10 protein-coding genes are annotated in these 13,372 nt (G+C 64.4%); 7 read left to right on the forward strand and 3 right to left on the reverse strand.

Annotated features, from left to right (window positions below; all coding sequences use genetic code 11):
* Positions 1–41 precede the first annotated feature (41 nt).
* From L8F45_RS07215 to L8F45_RS07230, 4 genes are all read left to right on the forward strand, one after another.
* On the forward strand, positions 42–1,910 hold the full coding sequence (locus tag L8F45_RS07215; RefSeq protein WP_342362202.1) for an O-linked N-acetylglucosamine transferase, SPINDLY family protein: 1,869 nt from the start codon (positions 42–44) through the stop codon (positions 1,908–1,910).
* A 492-nt stretch (positions 1,911–2,402) separates the two neighbouring features.
* Entirely contained in the window at positions 2,403–3,842 is a 1,440-nt protein-coding gene (locus tag L8F45_RS07220) for a porin (protein WP_342362203.1), read from the forward strand.
* Between the two features lie 364 nt (positions 3,843–4,206).
* On the forward strand, positions 4,207–5,514 hold the full coding sequence (locus L8F45_RS07225; RefSeq protein ID WP_342362204.1) for an OmpP1/FadL family transporter: 1,308 nt from the start codon (positions 4,207–4,209) through the stop codon (positions 5,512–5,514).
* A gap of 256 nt (positions 5,515–5,770) precedes the next feature.
* Positions 5,771–6,637 carry an SDR family NAD(P)-dependent oxidoreductase gene (locus tag L8F45_RS07230; protein ID WP_342362205.1) on the forward strand — a complete coding sequence of 289 codons (867 nt, stop codon included), beginning with the start codon at positions 5,771–5,773 and terminating at the stop codon, positions 6,635–6,637.
* Between the two features lie 54 nt (positions 6,638–6,691).
* On the opposite strand, the gene L8F45_RS07235 is transcribed toward L8F45_RS07230, so the two are convergent.
* Positions 6,692–7,600: an alpha/beta fold hydrolase gene (locus L8F45_RS07235; protein ID WP_342362206.1), complete on the reverse strand. Its 909-nt coding sequence runs from the start codon at positions 7,598–7,600 to the stop codon at positions 6,692–6,694.
* Positions 7,597–10,041 (reverse strand): lytic transglycosylase domain-containing protein, encoded by a 2,445-nt coding sequence (locus tag L8F45_RS07240; protein ID WP_342362207.1) that lies wholly within the window; start codon positions 10,039–10,041, stop codon positions 7,597–7,599. Before L8F45_RS07240 ends, L8F45_RS07235 begins: the two co-directional genes overlap by 4 nt.
* A 230-nt stretch (positions 10,042–10,271) precedes the next feature.
* Here L8F45_RS07240 and dapA point away from each other — a divergent pair, with 230 nt between their 5' ends.
* The 3 genes from dapA to L8F45_RS07255 are packed head-to-tail and all read left to right on the forward strand — an operon-like array spanning position 10,272 to position 12,237.
* A complete protein-coding gene (dapA, locus tag L8F45_RS07245) occupies positions 10,272–11,165 on the forward strand; it encodes a 4-hydroxy-tetrahydrodipicolinate synthase (RefSeq protein ID WP_342362208.1) in 894 nt (297 codons plus the stop codon).
* A gap of 3 nt (positions 11,166–11,168) precedes the next feature.
* Positions 11,169–11,642: an SsrA-binding protein SmpB gene (gene smpB / locus L8F45_RS07250; protein ID WP_342362209.1), complete on the forward strand. Its 474-nt coding sequence runs from the start codon at positions 11,169–11,171 to the stop codon at positions 11,640–11,642.
* 4 nt (positions 11,643–11,646) lie between these two features.
* Positions 11,647–12,237, forward strand: coding sequence for a peroxiredoxin (locus tag L8F45_RS07255; protein ID WP_342362210.1), 591 nt, complete (start codon positions 11,647–11,649; stop codon positions 12,235–12,237).
* A gap of 18 nt (positions 12,238–12,255) precedes the next feature.
* On the opposite strand, the gene L8F45_RS07260 is transcribed toward L8F45_RS07255, so the two are convergent.
* Positions 12,256–13,206 (reverse strand): hypothetical protein, encoded by a 951-nt coding sequence (locus L8F45_RS07260; RefSeq protein WP_342362211.1) that lies wholly within the window; start codon positions 13,204–13,206, stop codon positions 12,256–12,258.
* Between the last annotated feature and the right edge of the window lie 166 nt (positions 13,207–13,372).

Here is a 13,372-nt window from a genome sequence, read left to right on the forward strand (position 1 = left end):
GGTTTATGGGCGGCCATGATCGCCGTCCGCCTTGCCGCCAGATGATTCCGAATCTCCTGCAGCGCGCCGTCGAGGCGCATCGTCAGAACCGGCTTGCGGAAGCGGAGACGCTTTATCGCGACGTGCTGGCGCGCGATGAGAGGCAGTTCGACGCGCTCAATCTTCTGGGAACAGCGCTGTTCCAGCAGGGGCGTTCGATGGACGCCATTCCGCTGCTTGAGCGGGCGCTGAAGGAGCGGCCGGGCCACGCGGTCGTTCTGCTCAGGCTTGGCGCGGCGCAGCGCGCGCTCGGCGACGAGAAGGCGGCGGAGAAATCCTATCGGCAGGCGATCCGCGCCCAGGGAAATCTGTTCGAGGCGCATTACAACCTCGGCAATTTGCTCGACGAGCGGGGCCGTCGCGAGGAGGCGGCCGCCTGCTATCGCAATGCGCTGAAGATCGAGCCGAACAATCCCTATGCGCTGATCAATCTCGGCAATCTCCTGCATGATGCGGATCGCCTCGAAGAAGCTCACGCGATGCTCGCGCGCGCGGTCGCGGCTGATCCCAGATCGATTCCGGCGCGCGCTTCGCTGATTTCGGCGGCGCAGAAAATGAGTCTGTGGACGGGCTGGCGCGAGCATGTCGCGGTGTTGAAAGCCCTTGCGGCGCAGCAGGATTTCGACGCCCATCCATTCCAGACCCTGTCCATCATCGATGATCCCGAGCTACAGTTGCGCTCGGCGCGCGCGGCTTCGCGCAAATTTCCGCCGGCCGTCGCGTCGCCGTCGCCGCCTGTCGGGAGCAAGATTCGCGTCGCTTACGTCTCGGCGGATTTCCATGCGCACGCGACGGCGTTTCTGATGGCGGAGCTGTTCGAGCTGCATGATCGCGCGCGGTTCGAGACGATCGCGATCTCGACAGGAGCAGATGATGGCAGCGACATGCGCAAGCGACTCGTCGCGGCGTTCGATCATTTCATCGATGCGCGCGGAATGAGCGACGCGGCGATCGCGCAGCGCATGCGCGACATGGGCGTCCATATCGCGGTCGATCTCAAGGGCCATACGCAACACGGCCGGCTTGGCGTGTTCGCGCATCGCCCTGCGCCTGTGCAAGTCGCCTATCTCGGTTTTCCCTGCACATCAGGCGCGGATTTTATCGATTATCTCATCGCCGACGAGACCATCATCCCGCCGGAAGAGGAAAAATTCTACAGCGAAAAAATCGTGCGGCTGCCCGGTTGCTATCAGGCCAATGATCGCAAGCGCGCGATTGCGGACGAGACGCCGGCCCGCGCCGAATGCGGCCTGCCCGAACGGGGTTTCGTGTTCTGCTCGTTCAACCATAATTACAAACTGACGCCGCCGATGTTCGAGGTCTGGATGCGAATCCTTCAGGCGGTCCCGGGTTCGGTTCTCTGGCTCTATGCCGGCGATAACAGGTGCAAGGACAATCTTCGGCGTGAAGCCGAGGCGAGGGGCGTCGATTCCGTCCGCCTTGCCTTCGCTGGCCGGCTGCCGCTCGACCAGCATCTGGCGCGTCATCGACTGGCGGATCTGTTTCTCGACGGCGTGCCCTGCAATGCGCACACGACGGCGAGCGACGCGCTCTGGGCCGGGCTGCCCGTGCTGACGGTTCCCGGCCGCAGCTTCACCGCCCGCGTCTGCGCCAGTCTTGTCGCCGCAGTCGGCTTGCCGGAATTAATCGCCCCCGATCTCGCCGCCTATGAACGGACGGCGATCGCGCTTGCGCGGGACGCCGGGGCTCTGGCGGCGTTGCGCGCAAGGCTCGCCGCTGCGCGCGATCAGGCGCCGTTGTTCGATCCGGACAGGCTGCGGCGATCGCTCGAGGCGGCCTATGGCGAAATGATCGCCCGTTGGCGCGCTGGTCTCGCTCCGGCGGCGATCAATCCGGGTCCTGCAAGGTAAGGTCGCGTTTCTTCGCAGAAACTTCGCGGGAATCGAATCGATCCGGATGCAAGCGCCGCCACAACTGTGGCGGAGGCCTCCGCCAGCGGAGGCGAACGGCCCCGGCGGAAACAATCCTTTAACTACGAGTTTCCGTGGATTGATTCAAAAATGGATAATATACCATATTATTCAATATCTTACGTTGCTTTGCAGAGCGCCTTCGGGCTGCTTTCGCGACCGTGGCGGCGCTGCAACACCCCCTCCCAAAATGGCCAAAACAGGGCCTTGGCGTGACAAGTTCGGTTGAACCGGGAGCGGCTATCCGTATGGTGCCTTCAGCGACGGGAGCGTCCTGTCGCTTGCCTTTGGTTCAGGGCCGGTTCGCCGGCTGGGGGGCGAAGGTAGGGGACAGGGTTCTAACTCACAAAGAGTCGATCCGGGGTTTGCTCCGGGGAAGGCCTGAAGAGGAAGAATACGCTCCCAGGGTCTCGATAACTTTGGAGGTCAAGAATGAAGCTCGTGAAGAGCCTTCTCCTCGGATCGGCAGCTGGTATTGCTGCCGTTGCGAGCGCCTCGGCCGCCGATCTGCCTTCCCGCAAGGCGGCTCCGGCTGAGTACGTGAAGGTCTGCTCCGCGTATGGCGCAGGCTTTTTCTATATCCCGGGCACGGATGTCTGCTTGAAGGTCGGCGGCTTCGCCCGCTACCAGATGCAGTATTCGCAGCCCTTCGCGGCGCACGCCAGCCCGTTCGGCACGCGCGCTCAGGGCCGCCTCGAACTCGATGCGCGTAACCCGACTGCGTACGGCACGCTCCGCGCGTTCGTCCGCGTCGACGTTGCGGTCCGCACGGGCAACGAGCGTTCGGGCTCGGCGTTCCGTCAGGGCTACGCGATCGACGTCGTCGGTAACGGCAACACCACGGGCGGCGCCAACTACGCCGCGGCGAACGACTCCGGCTGGGCCGGCCGCTCGCAGACGCAGGTGATCCTCGACAAGGCGTTCGTGCAGTGGGGCGGTTTCGTCGCCGGTCGTACGACGTCGCTGTTTGACTTCAACAAGTCGCCTGAAATCATCGGCACGATCCCGATGTCCAGCTTGGGAACGACCAACGTTCTCGGCTACATCGCGACCTTTGGCTCGGGCTTCTATGCGAGCGTGTCGGCTGAAGACGCGATCTGGCGTCGTCAGGCCCTGTCGAACGCCGGCGTCGGCGTCAATGGCGCTGTCGGCGGCGCGGGCAACGATCTCGCTGGCGGTTCGGCTGTGTCGTACTATGGCGGCTCGCGCATGCCTGACATCGTCGCCGCTCTCGGCGTCGAGCAGAGCTGGGGCGCCGCGCAGGTGTCGGCCGCTGTTCACCAGATCCCGGTCGTCGGTATCGGTGGCGCGAACGTCAACTCCAAGTACGGCTGGGCTGTGCAGGGTGGCGTGATGATCAACCTGCCGATGCTCGCTCCGGGCGATTACCTCTGGGTGAACGCGGCTTACGCCGATGGCGCGATGTCCTATGTCCACTCGAACTGGTTCTCCGCGACCCTGAACAACCAGGGCCTCGGCAACTCGTTCGCGTACTATGGCTCTGACGCCTACATCAACCCGCTGACCAACGGTGTCGCCAAGTCGAAGACCTGGGGCGTCGTGGCTGCGCTGCAGCACTTCTGGGCTCCGACCCTGCGGTCGGGCTTCTTCGGCGGCTACTCGCAGTTCAACAATCCCGGCAACATCGCGGATTGGAACTACTGGGCTGCTGGCGCGAACCTGATGTGGTCGCCGGTTCGGGCGCTCGACATCGGCATCGAAGGCGCCTACCAGCGCATCGAAGGCAAGGGCTCGACGGCTCTGTACGTTCCGGGCGTTGTCGCCCAGACGGGCGTGACGACGAACGGCCAGCCTTCGAAGCAGAAGGACGGCGCCTGGACGGTTCGCTTCCGCGTGCAGCGCACCTTCTGATCGGCTTCGTTCGATCCGAAATCAGACCCTCCGGCGAAAGCCGGAGGGTTTTTTGATTCGCAGCCTCTCGAGCGATCCGCTCGCATCGCTTCGCCAAGCCTGTGAGTTTCGTATTTCCGCGAGTTGCCGATCTGTGGCGCGGCGGCAACGCATGACACAATTTCGACACACGGGAGCTGCCGGCGTGCTCGCGCGTTGAATCTGACTCCCTCACTAACGAGCTGAATATTCAGATGAATTCGGACTGGGTTGAGAATTCGATTCAAGATTTTCGGCGCCGCCTCTTCATTGTTCGGCATTGCCCCATTTCGCGGCGCCCGCCACACTCGCCCGCACAACAAAACACCTCGGGCGAGGAAACACGATGAAGATGAAGTCAACTTTGCGCTCCGGCCTTCTCGCAGCGTCCGCCACCGCTGCGATCCTGACCGGCGGCGCCGCGCAGGCGGGCGGCTTCATCAACAATGAGCAAAGCGCGGTCTTCAACGGCCTGGCCTATGCGGGCTTCGCCGCGCCCGGCTCGACGTCGCCGTCGGGGATGTACATCAACCCGGCTCTGATGACCGAGTTCAACAAGATCACCTACGAAGGCAACTTCTCGGTGGTTCAGCCCGAGACGCGCATTCGCGGCGTCAGCGGCGTCATTCCGGGCGCCTTTGGCGGCACGCTCCCGTCGGGCGACATCGGCCAGGACGTGCTCGTGCCTGCGTCCTATCTCATCGTGCCGCTCGGCTACGGCTTCACCGCCGGCGTGTCCTTCAATGTGCCTTACGGTTCCATCACGAAGCCTGCGACTCCATGGGGCGGACAACTCGATTCGCTGACGACGAAGCTGAAGACCTACACTTTCACCCCGTCACTGGCCTACGAGATCAATCCGCAGCTTTCGGTCGGCGTCGGGCTGCAGATCCAGTATATGAAGGTGAGCCTCGAAGCCGCGGGCGGCGCGGGCCCGACCCCGCCTGTCGTCGGGGTGAAGGGCGATGGCTGGAACGTCGGCGTGACCGCCGGCCTCACCTGGAAGCCATTTATGGGCACGTCGATCGGCGTCGGCTATCGCTCGCGCATCGACCAGAAGCTCGATGGCGACTTCCTCGGCTTCCCGTTGCCGGCCGGTTTCACCAGCGCCAGCACGACGGTGCGCCTGCCTGATCGCGTGAATGTCAGCTTGCGGCAGACGATCGTGCCGCAGTTCGACCTGCTCGCGTCGGCCGAATGGCTCAACTGGAGCCGCATCGGCACGTCGGCCTTCACAGGCCCGGCGCTCGCCAATCCGTTGTTCCCGCTGCGCGTGCTGCCGCTTGAATATAAGGATGGCTGGATGTTCGCCCTTGGCGGCGAATATCGCTGGGATCCCAATCTGACCCTGCGCGCCGGCGTCGCCTACGAGATCTCGCCGATCGACACGGCAGTGCGCACGACGCGCCTGCCTGACAATGATCGCATCTGGCTCTCGACCGGCCTGTCCTACGCCGTTACTGATCGGATCACCGTCAACGCGTCCTATTCTCGCGTCATCATTCGCAGCGCCGACATTCGTGAAGCTGCGCCATTCGGCGCCGTCTATACCGGTCAGGCGAAGTCGCACGCCGATATCTTCTCGCTTGGCTTCACCACGAAGTGGGGCAGCGATCCTGCGCCGGTGCTGAAGAACGTGGTGCGCAAGGGCTGACGCTCAATCGTCACACAATCCTGCGAGGCCCCGGATTTCGATCCGGGGCTTTTTCTTTTGAATTTGACATCCGGATCGCGCGGCGTTGCTCAAGATCACGCCGCACTTTGATTGAATCAATCAAAGTGCGGGAACGTGATCGATTCCAAAAATTGAGAGCATGCTTTTGCAGAGCGAACGCTCTGCGTTCGTCTCGGAAAAACCGGTTCCCACTTTTTCGCGCCATGCTCTTAGGCGCCAACCCGGAGAATGTCAGATGACTGATCAGCGCTCGCTTCCCGCCGCATTCGCCCCAGGCGACGTCGCCGTCGTGACCGGCGCAGCCAGCGGCATTGGCCTTGCCGCCGCGCGTCGCTTCGCCGGCATGGGATTGAAAATCGCGCTCGCCGATCTTGCCGGCGCGACGCTCGACAAGGCGGCGAAGGACGTCGCGTCGGCTTCTGCGAACGGCGCGACCGATGTGCTCGCTGTCGCCGTTGATGTCGCGCGGCGCGATGATCTCGCGCGTCTGGCGAACGAGGTGAAATCCCGCTTCGGCGCGGTCTCGATTTTAATGAACAATGCCGGCGTCGGCCGGAATCCCGGTTTGCCCTGGGAGAACAGCGATGACTGGAAATCGCTGATCGACGTCAATCTCTGGGGCGTCATCCATGGCGTCGAGGCGTTCGCGCCTGCGATGATCGCGAGCGACAGACCGGGCGTGATCATCAACACGGGATCGAAGCAGGGCATCACCAGCCCGCCGGGGAACGCCGCCTACAACATGTCGAAAGCGGCGCTGAAGAATTACACGGAGTCTCTTGCGGACGCGCTGCTCAAAGCGTGCGGCGACAGGATCTCCGCGCATCTTCTCATTCCCGGCCACACCTTCACCGGCATCACCGAGGCGAGAGAAAAGCCGGCGTCCGCCTGGCTGCCGGAGCAGGTCGTCGATTTCATGTTCGACAGTCTCGCCCGCGGCGACTTCTATATTCTCTGTCCCGACAATGCGGTTAACAGGAAGATGGATGAGCGGCGCATGCAATGGGCGGTCGACGACATCATTCTCAATCGTCCGGCGCTGTCGCGCTGGCATCCCCGATACAAGGACTCTTTCGAGCGCTTCATGGCCGAAGCAACATAGAGCGCGATTCCCGCTGCGCCGCAACGGTTTTCGCGATCTTTAAAAGAATTCGACCTAAGCGGCGCGGTTGAGGCGCGCATCGACGCGCGTGAGAAAGGCTTCGATCGCCGCCTGGGTCGGCGCGTCTGTCAGCAGCGGCGCATGTCCCTGATCGGGCACGGTGAGCGTCTCGCAATCGGGATGACGCGCCGCCATCTCCGCGAGAGTCCCGGCTGTGAAGAGATCGGAATTCGCGCCGCGGATCGCGAGCAGCGGAACATGGCGCAGCGCCATGAAATGCGGCCAGAGATTCGGCAGCGGTTTTTCCAGATCGAGCAGCGCGAGCCCATTCATCAGCGCGCGATCATAGCGCGGCGTCAGGCCGCCCTCCGCCTCGCGCCATGTGGCGCGCGCCTGATCAAGCCATTCCTCCTGCGGCTGATTGGTGAAATGCGCCCCCATCATGCTTCGCAGCACGTCAGCGGCTTCATCGTAGTTTCGCGGCGCCGGCAACTTGCCGACCTGCGAGCGGATGCGGATCAATCCTTGCGCATCGATCACGGGGCCGATGTCATTGAGGATGGCGGCGCGGATGAGCGTCGGCCGCATCGCGGCGAGGACGAAAAGAACGAGGCCGCCGCGCGACGTGCCGAGAAACGTCGCTTCATCGACGCCGATCGCAGTGAGAAAGGCGAGGGCGTCCTCGGCCTCGACCAGCGGATCGTAACGCCGCCAGTCGGCGTCGTAGCCGCTCTCTCCGCGTCCGCGATAATCGAGCGCGATCACGCGCCGCGTCGCATCGCGCGTGAGAGAGAGCGCAAGCGAATGGAAATCGGCGCTGTTGCGCGTCAGGCCGGGAAGACAAACGAGCGGCGCGATATCGCTGAATCGCGGCCCATAGATTCGGCCGTGAAGCCTGAGCCCGTCTGACGCTGAAATGAATCGGCTTTGCCAGGCGCCGTCGGGCGCAGGCGTCGAATTCACCGCGAGGCGCGCGCCGCCGCCGGCGGATCGCCAGCGATGGTCGCATTGCGGATCGGCGCAACGGGAGCGCCGGGCGCGCCGCGCTTCATGTCCGCTTCGATCAGAAGCGGCGTGCCGGGCATGAGCCGGCTGCGATAGGCTTCGAGATTCTCCATCACGCGCTGAACATAGTTGCGCGTCTCGTTGTAGGGAATGCGCTCGATCCAGTCGATCGGATCGACATCGGGATTGCGCGGATCGCCATTGGCGTCGATCCATTTCTTCACATTGTGCGAGCCGGCGTTGTAGGCGGCGAAGACGAGGATATAGGAGCCGCGCCAGTCGTTCAGCAGATCGCCGAGATGTGCCGAACCGATCTGCGCATTGTAGGGAGCGTCGCTGGTGAGGCGGCCGACATCGAAGGGCGTGTTGTAGCGCGTCGCCGTGACGCGCGCCGTCGCCGGCATGAGCTGCATGAGCCCGCGCGCGCCTGCGTGCGAGACAACCCTGGGGTCGAATGCGCTTTCCTGACGCGCGATCGCGAGCACGATCGACGGCTCCACATTGTCGGTCAGCGCCTGATAGGTCGGGATGCCGAACGTCGGGAAGGCGTGGCGATCGATGGCGACGCCGCGCTGCAAGGCGAGCTTGCCCATCATCAGCACGGCGCGCGCGTCGCCGCGGGCGGTGAGCATGTCGCCGAGCGCTTCAAGCTGCGGCTGCGAGCCTGAGCGCACGGCAAGGTCAAAGACGAAGCTGATCGCGAAATCGCGCTCGTTCAGCGTCAGCAGGAGATCGATGGCGCGCAGCGCGCGATCATTGGCGGTGTCGAATTTCTCGGTCGGAGACGCGTTGATCGCGCCGGTGACGAGATTGGAGTCGGCGTCGGCAGGCAGTTTCGCGCGCGCGAGCTGACCATAGAAGAAACCATTGAAGGCCGCAGCTTTGCGATAAAACGCCTGCGCGGCCGGCGCATCGCCGCGCGCTTCCGCAGCGCGTCCCTGCCAGTAGGCCGTGCGCGACACCGACATCGGCATGCGCGCCGCATCCGCCGCCTTGTCGAAATGCGTCTGAGCAAGTTTGGCGTCGCGCAGATAGCGCAGCGCGATCCAGCCGGCGTGGAATTCCGCCTCGACGCGCATGGCGTCCGACGAAGCGCCATGTTCGGCGGCCGCCTTGTAGGCGAGCTTCGCGTCGCCGGCGTCGAGCAGTTTGCGCGCGATCATGCGGCGCTCCGCCCACCACTCGTCGCCATCGACGAGCACGGCGGGATCGCGCGACACGCCTTCCATTTCCTTGACAGCGTCGGCGGCGCGATCGCCGCGGCGCGCGAACTGCGCGCGGGCGAACATGTAGGAGCTGTCAGCGCGCAACGGCTTCGGCACCGCTTCAAGCAACGCCTTTGCGTTCGCCGTTTTGTTCTCGACGGCTTCGCGCGCCTTCACCAGCGCGACGAAATCGGCGCCAATGCGCTGCGCCGAGCGCAGCGCCTTGCCCATTTCGTCCTTGAAGATGAAACGCTCCATGCGCGCGCGATGATCTTCGCGCCGCAGACCATCGGCGAATTCGGCGGCGAGCCGGCCTTCGGTCTCGTCCGAGATTGTCTCCTCGCGCCAGACGCTGCGGATCAGCGCGAAGGCTTCGTCGCGCTGCTTGTCGGCGAGAAGCGCGCGCGCCAGCACGATCTTGCCGGAAGCGGAGAGGGGCTTGCGGTTGGCGAAGAAGGCGCGCACGACGGGCGTCGGCTTGGCTTCAAAGGCGAGCGCTTCTTCGGCGCGGCGCTGCAGCAGCGGCTGCGTCGGCCAGTCCGGCTCTTTCTCGAGGAAGCTCAGGATGCGCGTGTAGGGCGCAAGCTTGCCGCCGCCGCGAATGAGCGTCCATTCCGCCAGCGTGCGCGCGACCGGGTCGGTCATCTTCTTGATGGCTGCGTCGACGCCCGCGACTTCGCCCTTGCGCATCTGCGCGATCATCTCGCGCATGGCGTCGATGTCGGCTTGCGGAAAGGCCGTCAGCTTCGGCGGCGCGACCGGCGGTTGCGGCGCAGGCGTCGGAACAACAGGAGGCGGCGCGATGGGCGGCAGCGCGGCCTGCTCCGACGGTTTGGCGACCGGGGGCGGGAAGGGGTCGGGCACGTCGGGCAGGATGGGCGCGTAGGCCAACTGCGACATGCCGGTCGACGGGGCGGGAAGGGCTGGAGGCGTGGTCGGCGCGGCGGCCGCCGTGGGGCTCGAAGGCGCGAGCTTTGTGGGCGCCGGCGCAGCGGAGGCCGGGCGGCTGACATCGCCAAGCGAAGCCTCGACTGCGCCAAGCTTCTCGTCTCCGCTCAACGCCGGGGAGGAACCGAGCACGTTCTTAGGCGTTTCGGGAGATGCAGGGTGCGTCCAGGGGCCAAGACTGCGCGCGCCAAATCCGACCCCGAAAGCGGCCACAACAAGGGTCGAGACAAGGATCGTGCGGGGCATGACCTCTCCGGACGCGCCATCCTATCATCGCAAGGGCCAATGGTCGCCCGCGATGGTTGGCGAAACGTTAAGCCGGCCCCCCGCGGCGTCGACCGCCCCTCGCAAGGAAATCCGGCATTTTTGCGGGTCGGTCTGTTCTCCGGAGCACTTACCGGGCTTTCCCTTGACCCACAGGCGCTCTATGTCACGCTTCCTTTAAGGACGCGGCGCGACGCCGCCGGGAGTCGGTCATGGGCCTCACAGAGCGTTTTCGCGGATCGATGACGGCGCTCGTCACCCCGTTCAAGGACGGCAAGCTCGACGAGGCGGCGTTCCGCGCGCTGGTCAACTGGCAGATCGAGAACGGCACCAAGGCGCTGGTTCCCGTCGGCACCACGGGCGAGAGCCCGACGCTGAGCCACAAGGAGCATGGCCATGTCGTCGAGTGGTGCGTTCAGGAGGCGAAGGGCCGCGTGCCCGTGATCGCCGGCGCAGGCTCGAACAATACGACCGAGGCGATCGAACTTGCGGTCCATGCCGAGAAGGCCGGCGCGGACGCGGTGCTCGTGGTCACGCCCTACTACAACAAGCCGACGCAGGAAGGCCTCTATCGCCACTTCAAGGCGATCAATGACGCCATCGGCATTCCGATCTTCATCTACAACATTCCGCCGCGTTCGGTGATCGACATGTCGGTCGAGACCATGACGCGCCTCTTCGAACTGAAGAACATCGTCGGCGTGAAGGATGCGACGGCGAATGTCGGGCGCGTCTCGCAGCAGCGTCACGCGATGGGCGCTGAATTCATCCAGCTCTCGGGCGAGGACATGACGGCGCTCGCCTTCAACGCCGCCGGCGGACATGGCTGCATCTCGGTCGTGGCCAATGTCGCGCCGCGCCTGTGCTCGGACATGCAGGAGGCGTCGCTGCGCGGCGATTACGTCGGCGCGCTGAAGATTCAGGATCGTCTCGTCCCGCTGCATGACGCGATCTTCAAGGAGCCTGGCCTCGCCGGCGCCAAGCGTGGCCTCTCGATCCTCGGCCGCATGTCGGAAGAGATCCGTCTGCCCCTGATCCCGGTGACGCCGCCGACCGGCGCGGCCATCCGGCAGGCCATGGTGCATGCCGGTCTGATTAATTCATAACGAATGGCTGAAAAGAAACCGACGCAGCGCGTTGCGGCCGATAATCGCAAGGCGCGTTACAATTACGAGATTCTCGAGACCTTCGAAGCGGGCCTCGAACTGACGGGCACCGAGGTGAAGTCGCTGCGCGGCGGCAAGGCGACGATTGCGGAAAGCTACGCCGGCCCGCAGGGAACTGACATCTTTCTCATCAACGCGAATATCCCGGAATATCTCGAAGCGAACCGCTGGAACCATTCGCCGCGCCGGCCGCGGCGTCTGCTGCTGCATCGCCGGCAGATCAACAAATTGCTTTCGGCGGTCGAGCGCGAGGGTCTTACGCTCATCCCGCTTAAGATTTATTTCAACGACAAGGGCAGGGCGAAGCTCGACCTCGCGCTGGCGCGCGGCAAGAAGCTGCATGACAAGCGCGACAGCGAGAAAAAACGCGACTGGCAGCGCGACAAGGCGCGGCTGATGCGCGGAGACAAGGGGTAGGGCGATGTCCAATCAACCCGGCCTTCTCGACGTGGACTGGTCGAAAATTCCTGCGCCGGAGGATGACGGCGCCGCCGATCATCTCGCTGGCATGCGCATCCCCGATCTCGATTTGCCGGCGACTGACGGTTCGCTTGTCTCGCTTGGCGCGCTTGCGGGCCGCACCGTGCTCTACGCCTATCCCCGCACCGGCCAGCCCGGACAGATCGCGCTCGTCGACGATTGGGACATGATCCCCGGCGCGCGCGGCTGCACGCCGCAATCCTGCGCCTTCCGCGATCACGCCGCCGACATCAGGGCGCTCGGCGTCGCCAATCTGTTCGGCCTGTCGACGCAGGACACGCCCTATCAGAAGGAAGCGGCGGAGCGACTGCATCTGCCGTTCCCGCTGCTATCGGATGAAAAGCTCGAACTGACGAAGGCGCTGAACCTGCCAACGATGGACGTCGCCGGCGTAACGCTGATCAAGCGGCTCGCGCTCGTCATCGACGACGGCGTGATCGAGAAGGTGTTCTATCCCGTCTTTCCGCCCGACCGGAACGCGATCGATGTGGTGGAATGGCTCGGCGCCAATGCGAGCGGCGACGTCGACTGAGCGAAGCAGCGTCGCTGCTTAGCCGCAGGCCCAGTCGAACTTCATGGTCTGAAAATCGAGCTGCGCGTTGCCGCCGCCGAAATTGAAACCGCCGAACGCTTCATCGAATTCGATGTAGTAGGGGCTGAAGCCTGCGGGGATGGCCTGGATCGGTCGCATCGTCCCGCCGATATGCTGGGCCGCGTGCCCCTTCGCCCATTCGTGCTCGCGCCAGTTCTCGACCTTGACGACGCCGTCCTTCCAGTAGTGCGGCGCCTGATAGCCGCTTGCGGGCGCCCCCAGCCCATAGTCTTCCTGCGGCGCCTTGCCGGCGTTCGGGTCCTCGGCGCGCGGCGACCAGCTGATAGCGCGATTGAAAGCGGGATTCTCGTCGGGAATCTGGCCGAAAATCTTGTAGAGGCCGAATTCCGCCAACGGTCTGTCGCCCGGGAAGTGCTGGCTGTCCCAATAGTCGCGCGCCGTTCCAACTTCGAGCCAGCGCGGCCTTGGCGCGCCGTGGAAATGCGCGGGGTAATTGTGGCGCGGCGGCGGGCAGAAAGGGCCTTCGAATTCCGCCTGTGTGAGAAGGATCGCAGCGTAGCCGCAATCGAGAATGTCATTCATCCGGGCCAGTCGATGGTGCGACGAACGCTCGACCTGCCAAAGCCGGCGCAGAAGCGGATCGGACGGCGCTTGCTCGCTCCGCAGCGCGTCCGCAACCGGTTCGCTGATTTCGGCTCCGCCGTCATGATGCTCCAGCGAGACGCCGAAGAAGCTCACGGCGACAATCGCCTGCCCATGGCAGCGATAATCCTCCGGCAGCAGCAGGGTGAAGCTGTGCCTGAGCGGAAATCCGTTGTGGAGATCGAGCGGCCATTCATCGGGATCGATGCCGGGCGGCAATCCGAAGCACCAGCCCTGGCCGCGCGGGCCAGTCTCCGCGATCGAGGCCGCGAGCATTTCGAAGTCGTAGGCTTTGGTGGGAAGCATTGCGTCTTCCGAAAGCGGTTGTGGCGCAGGGATAACGAATGTGACGGGCTACGCCGGCCGCAGTGTGCGGGAGAGCACAGCCCGTCGCGCCGATCGCCGATCACGATCCTGATGCGGCGGGCCTCGGCGAGTTGTTCGCTGACAGCGCCGCCAGGCCGGACGCTTG

The sequence above is a fragment of the Terrirubrum flagellatum genome, from assembly GCF_022059845.1.
Lineage (GTDB): Bacteria > Pseudomonadota > Alphaproteobacteria > Rhizobiales > Beijerinckiaceae > Terrirubrum > Terrirubrum flagellatum.